Source organism: Pseudorhodobacter turbinis (genome assembly GCF_005234135.1).
Lineage (GTDB): Bacteria > Pseudomonadota > Alphaproteobacteria > Rhodobacterales > Rhodobacteraceae > Pseudorhodobacter > Pseudorhodobacter turbinis.
Genome location: NZ_CP039964.1, coordinates 1,024,842 through 1,041,448, shown reverse-complemented (window position 1 = coordinate 1,041,448; position 16,607 = coordinate 1,024,842). Strand labels below are relative to the sequence as shown.

The window sequence follows — 16,607 nt, the reverse complement described above, 5'->3', positions numbered from 1 at the left end:
GGAATGTCATGCCCCATCCCGTTGATACGACCCAAAACGCCGATGAACTGGTCGCGCAGATTGAAATGCTTGGCGAAAAGCTGACGGCGGCGAAGGCGTCGATCAACAGGCGTTTCATCGGGCAGGGGCAGGTGGTGGATCTGGTTCTGACCTCTTTGCTCTGTGGGGGGCATGCGTTGCTGGTGGGGTTGCCGGGCTTGGGCAAAACGCGATTGGTCGACACGCTTTCAACCGTGATGGGGTTGCAGGGCAGCCGCATCCAGTTCACGCCCGACCTGATGCCTGCCGATATTCTGGGGTCCGAGGTGCTGGACGGTGCCGATGGTGCGCGGTCGTTCCGGTTTATCGAGGGGCCGATCTTTTGCCAGCTTTTGCTGGCCGATGAGATCAACCGCGCCTCGCCGCGTACGCAATCGGCGTTGTTGCAGGCGATGCAGGAACATGAGGTGACGATCGCGGGGCAGCACCGGCCATTGGGCGCGCCCTTCCATGTGCTGGCCACCCAGAACCCGATCGAACAAGAGGGCACCTATCCCTTGCCCGAGGCGCAGCTGGACCGCTTTTTGGTGCAGGTCGATGTGGCCTATCCTGATCGTGCGACCGAACGCGATATCCTGCTGGCAACCACAGGGGCCGAGGATGCGCAGGTGCACGGCGTCTTTACGGCGCAGGAGTTGCTGAATGCGCAGGCCGTTCTGCGCCGGATGCCAGTGGGTGAGCAGGTGGTGGAGGCGATCCTCGATCTGGTCCGCGCCTGCCGTCCCGAAGAGGAAGAGGGTATGGCCCTGCGTGGGTTGCTGTCATGGGGGCCTGGTCCGCGTGCGGCACAGGCGTTGATGATGACGGTGCGGGCGCGGGCGTTGCTGGATGGTCGTTTGGCGCCTTCGGTGGCGGATGTGGCCGCCCTTGCGCGCCCCGTTTTGATCCACCGTATGGCGCTGTCATTTGCGGCGCGGGCGCGGGGCGAAAGCCTTGCAGGGTTGATCGATGCCACTGTGACCCGCACCTTGGGGCTTGAGGCCGCAGCGTGACCCAAAGCCTTGATCTGCGCGCAAGGTCCGAGGCGCTTGGCGGTGCCTTGCCCGCGCTTTTGGCGCAGGCCGAACATCTGGCCGCAACCGTGGTTTTGGGCGAACATGGCCGTCGCCGCGCCGGTATGGGCGATGAATTCTGGCAATACCGCCTCGCCACGGCAGGCGATCCGGCGGGGCAGGTGGATTGGCGGCGCTCGGCCAAATCCGAGGGGCAGTTTGTGCGTGAACGCGAATGGCAGGCCGCGCAGACCGTCTCGCTTTGGGTGGATGCATCGCGGTCCATGCAGTTTTCCGGCGATGCGGCGCGTCCGCCCAAGGCAGATCGCGCACAGCTTTTGGCGCTGGCGTTGGCGGTGCTTTTGTTGCGCGGCGGCGAACGTGTCGGCCTGACTGGCGACGGCGCGCGTCCGCGCGGTGGCCGTGGCCAGATCATGCACCTGCTTGCGGGGATGACCGGCGGGGACGGCGCGGATTACGGCGCGCCCGATGTTGCCAACCTAAGCGGTCACAGCCGCGCGGTGTTTTTCTCCGATTTTCTCGGTGATCCCGAAGAGGTGGAAACCGCCCTTGCCATCGCCTCTGATCGCGGGGTGCGCGGCGCCTTGGTGCAAGTGCTTGATCCGGTGGAGGAAAGCTTCCCCTTTGATGGGCGCACGATTTTCGAATCCATGGGCGGCAGCCTGCGCCATGAGACCCTGCGCGCCGGCGATCTGCGCGCCCGTTATCTTGACCGTCTGGCCGATCGTAAGGGCCGGATAGAGGGGCTTGCCCGTGCCTCTGGCTGGCACTACCTGTGCCACCACAGCGGCCAGCCGGCGCAATCGGCGCTGCTGTGGCTTTATGCGGCACTGGAACGGGGGCGCTGATGTTTATGATCGGGCCATTGGGCTTTACGACGCCGCTGTTGCTGTTGGGGCTGGCTCTGTTGCCGGTGCTGTGGCTGTTGTTGCGCGCTGTTCCGCCCGCCCCTTTGCGCCGCCGCTTTCCGGGTGTGGTGCTGCTGCTGGGCCTGAAGGATGACAAGCCCGAGGCCGATAAAACCCCCTGGTGGCTGTTGATGCTGCGCATGGCGGCAATTGCGGCGGCGATCATCGGCTTTGCCGGTCCGGTCCTGAACCCTGAACAGCGCGAAGAGGGGGCAAACGGTCCGCTTTTGGTGCTGATGGACGGCTCTTGGGCTGATGCGCGCGACTGGCCGCGCAGGCTTGATCGCGCCGCGGCACTGGTGGCGGATGCGGGCCGTGCGGGTCGCCCGGTGGCGTTGATCCGGCTGACGGATACGCCCGGCGACACAGTTTTCCAAACGGCCAATGCGTTGGCCGAAACCATGACAGGCACCGTGCCGCAGCCTTGGGGGCCCGCGTTTTCGGCTTGGGCGGACGCCTTGCCGGATGGGAGTTTTTCCAGCTTCTGGCTTTCGGACGGGGTGGAGCATCCGGGGCGCAATACGCTGCTTGAGGTGCTGCAATCGCGCGGGCCGGTCACCGTTTTTGAAAGCGCGCGCCCCGTGGTCGCCCTGCGCCCCGCACGTTTCAAGGATGGCGTGATCGGGCTTGCCGCCACCCGTCTGCCCAACCCCGATGCGACCGAGGTGGAGGTGTCTGCCCGCGGGCTTGACCCTGCCGGGGTGGAGCGAGAGCTTGCCCGCGTGACCATGCGTTTCGCGGCAGGCGAAACCGAGGCCGAAACCGCGCTGTCGCTGCCGCCCGAATTGCGCAACCGCGTCACGAGGTTTGAAGTGGCGGGCATTCGTTCCGCCGGTGCCGTCAGCCTGACCGATGACAGCCTGAAACGGCGCAAGGTCGCGCTGATTTCCGGTGCGGGCGGGGCCGAAAGCCTGCAATTGCTGTCCCCGACCCATTACCTGCGCCAAGCGCTGGAACCGGTGGCGGAGCTGATCGACGGCAGCCTTGCCGATGTCGTGCTGGCCAATCCCGATGTGATTGTTTTGGCCGATGTTGCCACGCTTTCACCGGATGAGGAAACCGCGATCTGGGACTGGCTGGATGCGGGCGGCTTGCTCTTGCGGTTTGCCGGTCCGCGGCTTGCGGCCTCCGATATCAGCCGCGACGCCGAGGATGACCTGATGCCCGTCCGCCTGCGCATTGGCGGGCGCAATGTTGGCGGCGCGATGAGCTGGGGGGAGCCGAAAGCACTGGCACCTTTTGCCGATAGCTCGCCCTTTTACGGGTTGCAGATCGCGGATGATGTGACGGTCTCGGCGCAGGTTCTGGCCCAGCCGGACCCTGAACTGGCCGCGCGTACGATTGCGGCGCTGGCCGATGGCACGCCCTTGGTGACGCGCAAGGCGGTCGGGCAGGGGCAGGTGGTTCTGTTCCATGTGACCGCCAATGCGGAATGGTCTAACCTGCCGCTTTCGGGGCTTTTCATGCAGATGTTGGAGCGGCTGGCCGTCTCTACCCGCCCGACAGCGCCGGATGCGGCCGATCTGGAGGGGCAGATTTGGGTGCCGCAGGTGGCGCTTGACGGTTTCGGCCGTCTTGGTGACGCGGGCGAAATGGCAGGGATTGAAGGCTCCGCCCTTGCGCAGGCGCTTGCCACCGGCCCTTCGGCGATATTTCCGCCGGGGCTTTATGCTGGGGATGATCGCCGCGTGGCGCTGAATGTGATCGGCGCCGAAACCGCGCTGGCGGCGGCCACATGGCCTGCCTCGGTCACGCGAGAGGGGTTGGACATGCAAGGCGAGCGCTCTTTGAAAGGCATGGCGCTGGCGGTTGCCTTGTCGCTGCTGTTGGTGGATGTGATGGCGGCATTGGCGCTTTCGGGGCGGTTGTTGGGGGCAATGCGCAACGTGGCCATGCTGCTGGCGGGGCTGTGTGTGCTGGCCTTGCCCGATGCCTCCCGTGCGCAAACCCCTGATGATCTGCGCGCGATAGAGGCGACAACCGCCGTGCGGCTTGGCTATATCGTAACCGGTGATCGCCGTGTTGATGAGGTTTCCGAGGCGGGGCTGCGCGGTCTTGGCCAACGCTTGTCCGAGCGCACCACGATTGAACCCGAAGCCCCGCTATCCGTTGATCTTGAAACCGATGAGCTGTTGTTTTTCCCCTTCCTATACTGGCCGGTGACCGTTGATCAGCCTGCGCCATCAGCTGCGGCCTATGCCAAGCTGAACCGCTATTTGCGCACGGGCGGGATGATCCTGTTCGACACTCGCGACGGCGATATGGCAGGCGGCCAAACCGCTGAGGCGCGTCGGTTGCAACTGCTTGCCGCCCCCTTGGATATCCCACCGTTGGAGATTTTGCCCGGCGACCATGTGCTGACCCGCAGCTTTTACCTGCTGCAAGATTTCCCCGGCCGCCACGCCAACCGTGAGGTTTGGGTAGAGGCAAGCCCCCCCGACGCCGAGCTGGCCGAGGGCATGCCGTTTCGCAACCTGAATGACGGGGTGACGCCCGTGGTGATCGGCGGCAATGATTGGGCCGCCGCTTGGGCGCTGGATGCGCGCGGCGCGGCGATGTTTCCGGTCGGGCGCGGTTATACCGGTGAGCGCCAGCGCGAGGTGGCGACACGTTTTGGTATTAACCTGATCATGCATGTGCTGACCGGAAATTATAAATCCGATCAGGTCCATGTGCCTGCATTGCTTGAAAGACTGGGCGAATGACCGCAAACCTGATCCTCGATCCGCTGATCCCGATGCTGGCGCTCTATGCGCTTGGCGTGGCGGCGCTGTTGGTTGTCGGCTTCGGGCTGTGGCGCGGGCTTGCCGGTTGGGCCTTGCGCGGGCTTGCGGCGGCAGCGCTTTTGGCGGCCCTCGCCAACCCGTCATTGCAGCGCGAGGACCGCGCCCCCCTGTCCGATATCGTGATCGCCATTGTCGATGAAAGCGCCAGCCAGCGTATCGGGGTGCGCCCCGATCAATCCGCCGCGGCCCTCGCAAATGTCGAGGCCGAGATCGCCGCCCTGCCCAATACCGAATTGCGGATCATCCGCCTTGGCGACGGCGACGGCGACAGCGGCACGCAGCTGATGCTCGCCTTATCCGAGGCGATGGCAGAAGAGCCCCGCGCCCGCATCGCAGGGGCCATTCTGATCACCGATGGCCAAACCCATGATCTTGATCTTGCGCCTGATCTGCCCGCCCCCTTGCATGTGTTGTTGACAGGGCAATCGCAAGATTGGGACCGCCGCTTGGTCATCAAAAACGCCCCCGGCTTTGCCATTCTGGGTGAGGCGGTCACCCTGACCCTGCGCATTGACGACCAAGGCGCCGTCCCCGCCGATGTGGCTGGTAGCGCAAATATCACCATCGCCGTTGACGGTGGTGAGCCGCAATCCTACCGCGTGCCGGTGGGTGAGGATCTGGAGCTTCCCGTCGTCTTGCCGCATGGCGGGATGAACGTGCTGCAATTTCAGGTCGAGGTGAATGAGGGTGAGTTAACCGACCGCAATAACGCCGCCGTGGTGCAGATCAACGGTGTGCGCGACCGCTTGCGCGTGCTGCTGGTATCGGGTGAACCCCATGCTGGCGAACGCGTCTGGCGCAACCTTTTGAAGTCCGATCCATCGGTGGATCTGGTGCATTTCACCATCCTGCGCCCGCCGGAAAAACAAGACGGCATTCCCGCATCCGAGCTGTCGCTGATCGCCTTTCCAACGCGTGAGTTGTTTGTGGAAAAGATCGACGAGTTCGATCTGATTATCTTTGACCGCTACCGCTTGCGGGGGATCTTGCCGAATGCCTATCTCGATAGCGTGCGTGATTACGTCAAACGCGGCGGCACTGTGCTGATCGCTGCGGGGCCAGAGTTCGGCTCTGCCGATAGTCTGTGGCGGTCGTCGTTAGGGGAGATTATGCCCGTTACCACCACCAGTCGGGTGTTTGAGCAAGGCTTTACCCCTGCGCTGACCGATCTGGGTAAACGTCATCCGGTGACCGAAGGGCTTGAAAAGCTGGCGCCGGAAGGGGGCTGGGGGCGCTGGTTCCGCCAGATCGGGCTGGAGCAAATCTCAGGCCAATTGGTGATGACTGGCATCGACGGCGCGCCATTGCTGGTGCTGGATCGGGTAGAGGAAGGTCGGATTGCGGTGCTGGGGTCGGACCACATGTGGCTTTGGGGCCGCGGGTTTGAGGGCGGCGGGCCACAGCTGGAATTGCTGCGCCGTCTTGCCCATTGGATGATGAAAGAGCCGGACCTAGAGGAAGAAGCCCTTGTCGCCGCCGCCAACGGCCAGCGTTTGACGGTGACGCGCCGCACCATCCTTGATGCGCCGCCGCCCGTGACCATCACCGCCCCCGATGGCACAACGTCGGAGCTAATCCTGCCCGAGGTTGCCCCCGGCCGTTATTCCGCAGGGTGGGACGCGCCGGAGATGGGGCTTTACAAACTGACGCAGGGGGATCTTTCAACGGTTATGGCGCTTGGCCCCTCGGCCCCCAAAGAGTTTGAGGAAACCATCGCAAGCGGTGACAAGCTGCAACCCGTTGTTACCCCCATGCGCGGTGGCGTGCTGCGCATTGAGGACGGCACCCCCGATATCCGCGCCGTAGGCATGGGCCGTGTGGCCGCCGGGCGTGGCTGGATCGGCGTCACCCCGCGTGAGGCCTATGTCACCCAAGATATCCGTATCGCGGCTCTGTTGCCCGCATGGCTATGGCTGCTTATGGCGGCGGGCTTGACGCTGGCGGCCTGGTTGGTTGAGGGGCGGCGGGCGCGCACAGCAAATCCTTGATTGAGGGCGGAATTGGTTATATAACTTTACCAAATGAGGCAATAAGGGGCGCGCTATGGAAATGCCAAAGAGTAATGCCGCCATCGTGGCGCGCAAACCCGCGATTGTGGCCGCCTTGCAAGAGGTGCTGCCTGCCGATGCTGTGATCTTTGATGATGTCGAGGTACGCGCCTATGAATGTGACGCGCTGACGGCCTATCGCTGCCCGCCGCTTGCCGCCGTTCTGCCGCGCTCCACTGCCGAAGTCGCGGCTGTTTTGCGCATTTGCCACCAGATGGGGGTGCCTGTGGTGCCACGCGGAGCTGGCACCAGCCTTGCGGGCGGGGCGCTGCCCACGGGCGATTGCGTGATCGTCGGCGTGGCCCGCATGACCGAGGTGCTGGAAACCGATTACGCCAACCGCTTTATCCGCGTGCAAACGGGGCGGACCAACCTTTCGGTGACCGGCGCGGTTGAGGAGGACGGGTTTTTCTATGCCCCCGACCCCTCCAGCCAGCTTGCCTGCGCGATTGCGGGCAATATCGCGATGAATTCCGGCGGGGCGCATTGTCTGAAATACGGGGTGACGACGAACAACCTGTTGGGCGTGACGATGGTGCAGATGGACGGCACCGTGCTGAACATCGGCGGCGCACATCTGGATGCGGGCGGGCTGGACCTGTTGGGGGTGATCTGCGGGTCCGAGGGCCAGCTTGGCGTTGTGACCGAGGCCACTTTGCGCATCCTGCCCAAGCCCGAAGGCGCGCTTCCGGTCTTGATCGGGTTCGATAACAACGAGGTCGCAGGGGAATGTGTTTCCGACATCATCAAGGCCGGTGTCTTGCCGGTGGCGATCGAATTCATGGACCGCCCCTGCATCGAGGCGACCGAGGCCTTTGCCAAGGCGGGCTATCCGATGTGCGAGGCGCTGCTGATCATCGAGGTCGAGGGATCAAAGCAAGAGATCGACGAGCAGCTTGCCCTGATCATCGAGATCGCCAATCGCCATAACCCCGTGGAATTGCGCCGCGCCGCCGATGAGGATCAAGCCAAGCGCATCTGGCTGGGCCGCAAATCTGCCTTTGGCGCGATGGGGCAGATCAATGATTACATGTGCCTTGATGGCACCATCCCCGTTTCAAGCCTGCCCTACGTGCTGCGCCGGATTGGCGAGATGAGCAAGGAATACGGGCTGGGTGTGGGCAATGTTTTCCATGCGGGCGACGGGAATATGCATCCGCTGATCCTCTATAACGCCAATAAACCCGGTGAGCTGGAAAAATGCGAGGCCTTTGGCGCCGATATCCTAAAGCTTTGCGTCGAAGTTGGCGGTTGCCTGACGGGCGAGCATGGCGTGGGGATTGAAAAACGCGATTTGATGAAGGTGCAATTCGCCCCCGAGGATATGGAGGCGCAGCTTTGGGTCAAGGATGTGTTTGATCCGAAATGGCTTTTGAATGCCGCCAAGGTGTTTCCGCTTGATGTCACGGCGTCCCGGCGTGGATGATTTTGGGTTCCCCATTATGAAAGGTGCAAGGCCATGAAACCTGCTGATGAGTTGGAACTGGCGCAGATGATCCGCGCGACGACAGGCCCTTTGCGCATTCTCGGGGGCGGCACGCGCGCGCTTGGGCCACAGCGCAAAGGTGAGTTGCTGGAAACCGGCGGGCTGTCGGGGATTTCACTGTATGAGCCGGGGGCCTTGACCATTGTCGCGGGTGCGGGCACCCCGCTGGCCGAGGTTGAATCGGCCTTGGCCGCTGAGGGGCAACGCCTGCCCTTTGAGGTGCCGGATCTGCGCGGGCTTTTGGGGCGTCAGGGGGCTTCGACGATTGGCGGTGTGGTTGCGGCCAACGCCTCTGGTCCGCGGCGCATTCAGGCGGGGGCTTGCCGCGACAGCTTGATCGGCGTGCGCTTTGTCGATGGGGCCGGTACGGTGTTGAAAAACGGCGGGCGGGTGATGAAAAATGTCACCGGCTATGATCTGGTCAAGCTGATGGCGGGGGCGCATGGCACGCTTGGGGTTTTGACCGAAGTCGCCTTCAAGGTACTGCCGCGCCCCGAGGTGGAGGCCACGCTGGTCAAATCAGACCTGACGCCGGAGCAGGCCGTGCAGGCGATGGCCGCGGCGCTGGGATCGCCCTTTGAGGTGACGGGTGCGGGCTATGTCGCGGGGCAGCTACGTTTGCGGATCGAAGGGATGGCAGGCTCGGTCGCCTATCGGACCTCGGCCTTGGCCAAGCTGCTTGGTGCGGGCTGGGATGTCGCAGAGGCGGCGCAGAGTGCCGCGCTTTGGGCCGAATTGCGGGATGTAAAGCCCTTGGCCGGGCCGGCGGGGGCGGTGTGGCGTATCTCGGTTAAGCCGTCAGATATACCAAAGGTGCTGGCACTGGTCGGCACGGATACGGTTTGTGATTGGGGCGGTGGATTGATCTGGGCGCTGGTCTCCGAAGAGGGCGATGTGATGGCAGGCCAATTGCGCGGGCTTGTGGCGCAGATCGGCGGGCATGCAACCTTGGTGCGCGCATCGGATGAAACCTATGCCCAGGTGCCGGCCTTTCAGCCGGAACCACCCGAGCTTGCCGTTCTGGCGGCCGGATTGCGCGCCCGATTTGATCCGCGCGGCCTGTTGAACCCCGGCTTGATGGGCTGATCCCAAAGCGCAATTGCGGAGAAGAAGATGCAAACCAGTTTCACGCCAGAACAGCTCAAAGATCCCGCAATCGCGCGCAGCAACGAGATTTTGCGCGCCTGTGTGCATTGCGGTTTTTGCACCGCGACCTGTCCCACCTATCAGGTGTTGGGCGATGAGGCCGACAGCCCGCGCGGCCGGATTTACCTGATCAAGGACATGCTGGAAAACGGGCGGCCTGCAGATGAAAAGACCGTCAAGCACATTGATCGCTGCCTGTCCTGCCTTGCCTGTATGACCACCTGCCCAAGCGGTGTGCATTACATGCATTTGGTGGATAACGCGCGGGAATACATTGAAAAAACCTATAAACGCCCGCTGATGGACCGGATGCTGCGCTGGACGCTGGCGCAAATTATCCCGTATCCAAAGCGGTTCCGGCTGGCGCTTTTGGGCGCGAAAATCGGGCGGCCTTTTGCGTTTTTGATGCCCGATGCCCGGCTGCGCGCGATGCTGGAGATGGCGCCCAAAACCATCCCTCCGGTCAGCCGTAATGATGATCCGCAAAGCTTTGCCCCGATGGGAGAGCGCAAGTACCGTGTGGCCTTGATGACCGGCTGTGCGCAAAAGGCGCTGAATACCGATATCAATGACGCCACGATCCGCATTTTGCGGCGTTTGGGCTGTGAGGTGGTGGTGGCCAAGGGGATGGGCTGTTGCGGGGCGCTGACGCATCATATGGGCAAGGCCGATCAATCCCATGCCTCGGCTGCGGCCAATATCAAGGCGTGGATGGCCGAGAAACGGGCAGGGGGGCTTGATGCGGTGGTCATCAACACCTCGGGCTGCGGGACGACCGTCAAGGATTACGGCCATATGTTTCGCAATGACCCGCTGGCGGCAGATGCGGCCGAGGTCTCAGGCCTTACGATGGATATTTCCGAACTTTTGGTCAAGATCGGCCTGCCCGAAGGGGCGGATAAGGGTATCAAGGTGGCCTATCATGCGGCCTGCAGCCTGCAACATGGCCAGCAGATCAAGACCTATCCCAAAGACCTGCTCAAACGGGTAGGATTTGAGGTGGTGGAACCTGCCGACAGCCATCTATGTTGCGGCTCGGCGGGGACCTATAATCTGCTTCAACCCGAGATCAGCCAACAGCTCAAGGCGCGCAAGGTGAAGACGTTGGAGGCGAAAACCCCCGATATCATCGCGGCGGGGAACATCGGCTGCATGATGCAGATCGGCTCGGGGACGGAGATCCCGATGGTGCATACGGTAGAGCTGCTCGATTGGGCGACGGGGGGGCCGAAACCGGCTTCTGTTAACAAAAGTTAATAGTGCTGGCGCAATGCCATAAAGCTGCCTAAAATCACCTGTATCGCAATCGCAGCGATACCCGGGAGGTCTCATGCCTGTTCTACCCATCCTTTTGCGCGCCGCCCTCGGGCTGACGCTTGCCTTGGGCGTATGCAGCGGGGCCATGGCCGAGGAATCGGACCTGCGTCGACTTGATACCGGCGATGAAAGCCGGGGCTGGGATGCTGTGGGCCGCTTGAACATGGGGCAAAGCAGCTTTTGCACCGGCGCCCTGATCGGGCCGAACCTTGTGCTGACGGCGGCGCATTGCCTGTTTGACAGCACAACCGGTGCGCGGATTGATGCGGATGAGATCGAGTTTCTGGCGGGATGGCGCAATGGTCGCGCCGCGGCCTATCGCCGGATCAAGCGGACGGTGACCCACCCGCAATATATCTATGGCGGCGGCGACAAGCTGACCCGCGTGTCCTTTGACCTTGCGTTGCTGGAGCTGGATCGCCCGATCCGCCTGCCCTCTATCCACCCGTTTGAAACCGATTTCCTGCCTGTTGAGGGCGCAGAGGTTGGCGTGGTGTCCTATGCCAAAGACCGTGCCGAGGCGCCCAGCCTGCAAGAGCTGTGCCATGTGCTTAACCGCGAGGCCGCGCTTCTGGTCCTGTCCTGCTCGGTTGATTTTGGTTCTTCGGGCGCGCCGATCTTTTCGATTCGCGAAGGGGTGGCGCGGGTTGTTTCGGTGGTGTCGTCCAAGGCCGATTTTGGTGGGCAAGACGTGGCGCTCGGCACGATATTGCAAGGGCCGCTGCAAACCCTGCGGGCCTCACTTGCCGCCGAGGACACCCATTTCCAAAAGGCGGACCCCGCCCTGCGCACGATAGAGGCGGGTGCCGGCAATTCGGCAAAATTCATCAAGCCGTAAGCGGGCCTGCGCAGTCTTGAAATCCTGCAAGAGGCTTCCCAGATTTAATGGGTCGGGTGCCACAACGGGCCTGACTTGTTGAAACTGCGGCCCGGCCCGACCGGAGGGCCGATCAAACATCGCTTTACGGAGGATGATATGCGAACTTTTGACCTAGCACCGCTTTACCGTGCAACTGTCGGCTTTGACCGGATCGCCGATATGATGGACCGGGTGTTGACCACTGATGTCAACCAGCCCAGCTATCCACCCTATAACATTGAAAAAACGGATGAAAATGCCTATCGCATTTCTGTGGCCGTGGCGGGTTTCACCCCCGAAGAGCTGACGGTGGAAGTGAAAGAAGCCACGCTGGTGATCGCCGCGCGCCGTGCCGATGATGAGACGCAGCGCCACTTCTTGCACCGCGGCATCGCCACCCGCGCCTTTGAGCGCCGCTTTGCGCTGGCCGATCACATGCGCGTGACGGCGGCGCTGCATGAGCACGGTATGCTGCACATTGAATTGGTGCGCGAAGTGCCGGAGGCGCTAAAACCCCGCCGGATCGAGATTGAGCGTGGAACCGCCCGTCCGGGCAATCCGCTAATCTCCAACCACCCCGAAACGGTTGAAGCCTAAGACCTGACTGGCGCATCCCGAAAAGGGGTGCGCCCCCAGCCAAATGGGTTATTTCTTCTGGGGCAACGCTCTTTTCAGGAAACTCAGAATTTGGTTGTTGGGGCAATAGGTGGGGGGCGCATCGAGATGATCTTTGTTTGCATCCAGCATTCTTTGGCACATTTCGCGCCCAAGGCAGCTTTGGCATTTTGCCTGCATTTGCAGGTTGGTTTTTTTAGGCACAAGGCCACGTTTTGCAAGTAGGTCAAAGTCAAACCCCATGCGGTGCGCAAGTTGAAAAAGCTGCGACGTCATGTCCATCGATCCCTGTTATTCAGATTAATTATCACAGGGCAGGGTTAACACTTTGTAAGTACCGAGCGGGCAAGTATTGAAGGTTTTATCGATCCGCGACATCCTTATGGATGATTACATCCGTTTGCGGATAGGCCAACAGGATCGTTCGGCGCAGACCGGCCCCGATCTCATGTGCCGCGCGCAAAGAAAGATCGCCGTCCAGCTCGATATGAAGGTGGACGAAGACCTTGCTGCCCGACATGCGGGTTTTCAGGTCGTGAAAGCCCTCCACGCCCGGCCAGTTGCGCGCAAGGGTGGCGATGCCCTCAACCACCTCGGGATCGGCGGTGCGGTCCATCAGCGCATCCCAAGCCGCCCGCCCAATTTTCAGCGCACCTAAGGCCAGCATGCCCGCCGCCGCCAGCGCCATGATGCTGTCGATCTGGATCAACCCGAACCGGCTGGAGGCCCAGAGAGAGGCGATGGCCCCGAGGTTGGGCAGCAAATCCCCCAGATAATGCAACCGGTCCGCCTTGATGACTTTATTGCCGGTGATCCGCGCCACACGCGTTTGCCAGCCAATCAGCGCCAATGTCAGCAAGACGGATATCACCATCGCGATGATGCCCGAACCTTCGGCCGTCAAGCGTTCAGGCTGGGCAAGGATAATGCGGCGCAGGGCGGCCCATGTGATCGCCCCCGCCGAGATCAGGATAAACAGTGACTGCCCAAGGGCTGCCAGATCCTCGGCAGAGCTGTGGCCGAAAACATGGTCCTCATCCGGGGGGCGGGCAGCATAGAAGATGGCGGCGATCGCGCCAAGGCTGACCATCAGATCCATCGCACTATCGGCCAAAGAGGCCGCAACCGAAAGCGCGCCGGTTTCCCCCAAGGCCCAAAGCTTGAGCACAACCAAAAGCCCCGCCACGATGACCGAGGCCACCCCCGCCGAAAGGTTCATTCTGGTGGCTTCCGGCATGGTCATCTTCGCGTCTTCCCTTTGCGTGGGGCTAGCCTAATGGCCGCTTAATCAAAGCTCTCGGCAGGGTCTACCCCCCAAAGGGCGGTTTTCATTGCCCAGCCGGACGTGCCATCAATGCTTAGGCGGCACCAGTCCGGACGACATTCCTGCAAGCGCGCAATCACGCCTGCCTCGGCGCGTAGCACCACGGTAGCATCTAGGCGAGGGGTGGCGCGCAAGTCCAGCAGCGGCTCTGTGATCAACGCCGTGCGGGTGCCAGAGATCAAGGCATAGTGTACCCAGCCACCGACGCCCTCTGCATCCTCGACCCGACGCCAGTTTTCGTATTCCGCCGTAACTCGCAGCGGCATGCCGGCCCGGCTGAACACCCAATCGATCCGATGAGTCAATCCGGGGCCGCGCCGCGCATTCCCCTCGTTGGTTTTAAGAGAGACATAGCGCGGCAGCGGCAGATTTGTCACCGCACCGCGCCCTTGTTCCTGTGCAATGCCCACAGGCGCCATAAGGGCAATGCCCAAAGCTGTTGCCAAAATTCTAGCTATAACCCGCATTTTCATCCGCCTGTCTTGCCCGTCGCTGTCTTTGTTGCCTCAAGTTGCCGATCGGGGGCTTGTGCCTCGCCCCGCTTGGCGTCACTTTGACAGGAACAGAGATGATTTGAAAGTGAATCGGGGGTTTTTCATGACTGCACCACGCTTGAGTGTCGTTGTAACACGTCGTTTGCCGGAAACGGTCGAGACCCGTATGAAGGAGCTCTTTGATGTGGAACTGCGTGATCCCGATACCCGGATGACCCGCGAGGAGTTGGGGGCTGCAATGCGGCGTGCCGATGTGCTTGTGCCCTGTGTGACGGATCAGATCGACGCCAACCTGTTGGCGCAAGCCGGTGAGAAGCTGAAGCTGATCGCAAATTACGGTGCGGGGATTGACCATATCGATGTGACCAGCGCCCGTCAGCGCGGGATTTTGGTTTCCAACACCCCGGGTGTTGTCACCGATGATACCGCCGATATGACACTGGCGCTTATTCTGTCCGTGACCCGTAAGATCCCCGAAGGCCTGGCCGAAATGCAGGCCGGTCGGTGGGAGGGCTGGTCCCCGATGGCGCATCTGGGCGGGCGTATTGGCGGGCGGCGCCTCGGGATTTTGGGGATGGGGCGGATCGGGCAGGCGGTTGCACGGCGTGCTTCGGCCTTTGGTATGCAGATCCATTATCACAACCGCAAACGCCTGCGCCCCGAGATCGAGGCTGATCTGGATGCGACCTATTGGGAAAGCCTGGACCAGATGGTCAGCCGGATGGATATTATTTCTATTAACTGCCCGCATACGCCCTCGACCTTTCATTTGATGAATGCGCGGCGTTTGAAACTGCTGAAACCTACCGCGGTGATCGTAAACACCTCACGCGGGGAGGTGATTGACGAAAATGCGCTGACGCGCGGCCTTCGTGCGGGTGAGATTGCCGGCGCGGGCCTTGATGTGTTCGAGCATGGGCATGAGATTAACCCCCGCCTGCGAGAGCTGACCAATGTGGTGATGCTGCCGCATATGGGGTCGGCCACGGTTGAGGGCCGCGCCGAGATGGGCGAGAAAGTTATCATCAACATCAAGACCTTTGCCGATGGGCACCGCCCACCGGATCAGGTCGTGCCCGGAATGCTATAGGGGATCTCCCGCCATTCGTTGACGCTGCCGCGTCGCCTCAATGTTGGGCCGGGCCGCGAAATACGCCCTAACGGGCTGTTTCGCGGTGGGCGCTTTGGCTGATGGCGGGCCGTTTTGGGTTAGAATCGGGTTGGTAGGCAGGCGGCAATCTCGGGGCCGGGCGTGCGTCCGGCGATCAGATCCGCGACAAGCTCTGCTGTGCCGGGGGCCAGTGTCAGGCCGACATGGCCGTGGCCGTAGGCGTGGATGATCTCTGGCCCGCTGCGGCTTGGGCCGATCACGGGCAGGCTGTCGGGCATGGAGGGGCGAAACCCCATCCATTCCCTGTCCGGCGGCCCGAGGTCGGGAAAGAAGGCGCGCGCGCCCTCAACCAGTTTTGCGATCCGGTGGGGGGATGGCGGGGCGGTCAGGCCGCCCAGCTCTACCGTGCCGGTGACGCGCAAACGACCGGACATCGGGCAAAGGTAGAACCCGCGAGAGGCCGGGCAGCTTGGGCGCGACAGGCGGGGTTGTGCCATGTCCCATTCGACATGGTAGCCACGCTCGGTATCCAGCGGCACCTGATCGCCAGCGGCGCGGGCCAAGGCGCGGGAATGTGCGCCCGCAGCGATCACGACGCGCCGGGCCTGTAGGGCTAGCCCCGGCCCGGTGATTTGAACGCCGCCGTTTTCGCGTTTGAGCGCATCTGCCCGCGCCGATAGGAAGGTCACCCCGACGGATTTCGCGGCGCGGTACAGGCGTTGGACCATTTCACCCGGATCGGCCATAAATACCGCATTAGGGAAATAGGCAGCACCGCCGGGCATCATGGGCAAGCCCGGCTCCATCACCGATAATTCCTCGGGGCTGAGCATTTCAACCGACACGCCCAATGTCTTGCGAAAGGCCAGATCGTTTTGCGCGCCCTGAAAGCCGGATTTGGTTTCGTAGATGTAAAGGCAGCCGCGGCGTTGCATCAGATCTTCACCGCCGATTTGCGCCGAGAGGGCATCCCACTGCGGCAGGGCCTTTGCCATCAGCGCAGCGATCGCGGTTGCATTGCGCTTCGCAGCGGCAGGCAGGGATTGGCGGGCAAACCGCAAGAGCCACGGCGCGAGGCTGGGCAGGGCGGCATGGCGGATGGATAGCGGCGAGTTGCGATCAAACAACAACGAGGGTAGCGAGCGCAGCACATCGGGCGTGCCAACCGGCTGGATCGCGTAATCGGCAATCGTTCCGGCATTGCCATAAGAGGCCCCGGAGCCGGGCGCGGCGGGGTCGATCACCACAACTTCATGCCCGTCTTGGGCAAGGCGATGGGCAATGGCAAGGCCGATGACGCCCGCCCCGACAATGGCGATTTCAGTATTCTGCATAGGGCCCCCAAGCGTGCGGTGCCTCGATGGGCGCGCTTGTACCCATCGAGGCCAGTTTTTTGAAGATGTCAAGCATTTCGCACGCCTTAGTGTGGTTTGATGGATTTATTTTGATTATTTAACAAGA

General features: G+C 62.2%; 14 protein-coding genes. 10 read left to right on the top strand and 4 right to left on the bottom strand.

Annotated features, from left to right (window positions below):
• Window positions 1–8: 8 nt before the first annotated feature.
• The 9 genes from EOK75_RS04875 (at window position 9) to EOK75_RS04835 (ending at window position 12,199) form a co-directional block, all read left to right on the top strand.
• Window positions 9–1,031, top strand: a complete 1,023-nt coding sequence (locus EOK75_RS04875) for an AAA family ATPase (RefSeq protein ID WP_137192857.1) — start codon at window positions 9–11, stop codon at window positions 1,029–1,031.
• Window positions 1,028–1,900, top strand: coding sequence for a DUF58 domain-containing protein (locus tag EOK75_RS04870; protein ID WP_137192856.1), 873 nt, complete (start codon window positions 1,028–1,030; stop codon window positions 1,898–1,900). Before EOK75_RS04875 ends, EOK75_RS04870 begins: the two co-directional genes overlap by 4 nt.
• Entirely contained in the window at window positions 1,900–4,665 is a 2,766-nt protein-coding gene (locus EOK75_RS04865) for a DUF4159 domain-containing protein (RefSeq protein WP_137192855.1), read from the top strand. Before EOK75_RS04870 ends, EOK75_RS04865 begins: the two co-directional genes overlap by 1 nt.
• Window positions 4,662–6,734, top strand: a complete 2,073-nt coding sequence (locus EOK75_RS04860; protein WP_137192854.1) for a hypothetical protein — start codon at window positions 4,662–4,664, stop codon at window positions 6,732–6,734. The genes EOK75_RS04865 and EOK75_RS04860 overlap by 4 nt, the downstream gene beginning before the upstream one ends.
• Window positions 6,735–6,789: 55 nt before the next feature.
• On the top strand, window positions 6,790–8,220 hold the full coding sequence (locus EOK75_RS04855; protein WP_137192853.1) for an FAD-linked oxidase C-terminal domain-containing protein: 1,431 nt from the start codon (window positions 6,790–6,792) through the stop codon (window positions 8,218–8,220).
• Window positions 8,221–8,253: 33 nt separating this feature from the next.
• Complete coding sequence (gene glcE, locus EOK75_RS04850) at window positions 8,254–9,366, top strand: glycolate oxidase subunit GlcE (RefSeq protein ID WP_137192852.1); 1,113 nt, start codon at window positions 8,254–8,256, stop codon at window positions 9,364–9,366.
• Window positions 9,367–9,393: 27 nt separating this feature from the next.
• Window positions 9,394–10,683, top strand: coding sequence for a glycolate oxidase subunit GlcF (gene glcF / locus EOK75_RS04845; protein WP_137192851.1), 1,290 nt, complete (start codon window positions 9,394–9,396; stop codon window positions 10,681–10,683).
• Window positions 10,684–10,756: 73 nt separating this feature from the next.
• Window positions 10,757–11,581: a trypsin-like serine peptidase gene (locus tag EOK75_RS04840; protein WP_137192850.1), complete on the top strand. Its 825-nt coding sequence runs from the start codon at window positions 10,757–10,759 to the stop codon at window positions 11,579–11,581.
• A 138-nt stretch (window positions 11,582–11,719) separates the two neighbouring features.
• Window positions 11,720–12,199, top strand: a complete 480-nt coding sequence (locus EOK75_RS04835; RefSeq protein WP_137192849.1) for an Hsp20 family protein — start codon at window positions 11,720–11,722, stop codon at window positions 12,197–12,199.
• A gap of 48 nt (window positions 12,200–12,247) precedes the next feature.
• Here EOK75_RS04835 and EOK75_RS21805 read toward each other — a convergent pair whose 3' ends face one another.
• The 3 genes from EOK75_RS21805 to EOK75_RS04820 form a co-directional block, all read right to left on the bottom strand.
• On the bottom strand, window positions 12,248–12,493 hold the full coding sequence (locus EOK75_RS21805; RefSeq protein ID WP_420821921.1) for a DUF6455 family protein: 246 nt from the start codon (window positions 12,491–12,493) through the stop codon (window positions 12,248–12,250).
• A gap of 85 nt (window positions 12,494–12,578) precedes the next feature.
• Window positions 12,579–13,460 (bottom strand): cation diffusion facilitator family transporter, encoded by an 882-nt coding sequence (locus EOK75_RS04825; RefSeq protein WP_420821920.1) that lies wholly within the window; start codon window positions 13,458–13,460, stop codon window positions 12,579–12,581.
• Window positions 13,461–13,501: 41 nt separating this feature from the next.
• Entirely contained in the window at window positions 13,502–13,960 is a 459-nt protein-coding gene (locus EOK75_RS04820) for an SH3 domain-containing protein (RefSeq protein WP_240794031.1), read from the bottom strand.
• A gap of 178 nt (window positions 13,961–14,138) precedes the next feature.
• Here EOK75_RS04820 and EOK75_RS04815 point away from each other — a divergent pair, with 178 nt between their 5' ends.
• Window positions 14,139–15,125 (top strand): 2-hydroxyacid dehydrogenase, encoded by a 987-nt coding sequence (locus EOK75_RS04815; protein ID WP_137192846.1) that lies wholly within the window; start codon window positions 14,139–14,141, stop codon window positions 15,123–15,125.
• A gap of 119 nt (window positions 15,126–15,244) precedes the next feature.
• On the opposite strand, the gene EOK75_RS04810 is transcribed toward EOK75_RS04815, so the two are convergent.
• Window positions 15,245–16,480: an NAD(P)/FAD-dependent oxidoreductase gene (locus EOK75_RS04810; protein WP_137192845.1), complete on the bottom strand. Its 1,236-nt coding sequence runs from the start codon at window positions 16,478–16,480 to the stop codon at window positions 15,245–15,247.
• Window positions 16,481–16,607 lie beyond the last annotated feature (127 nt).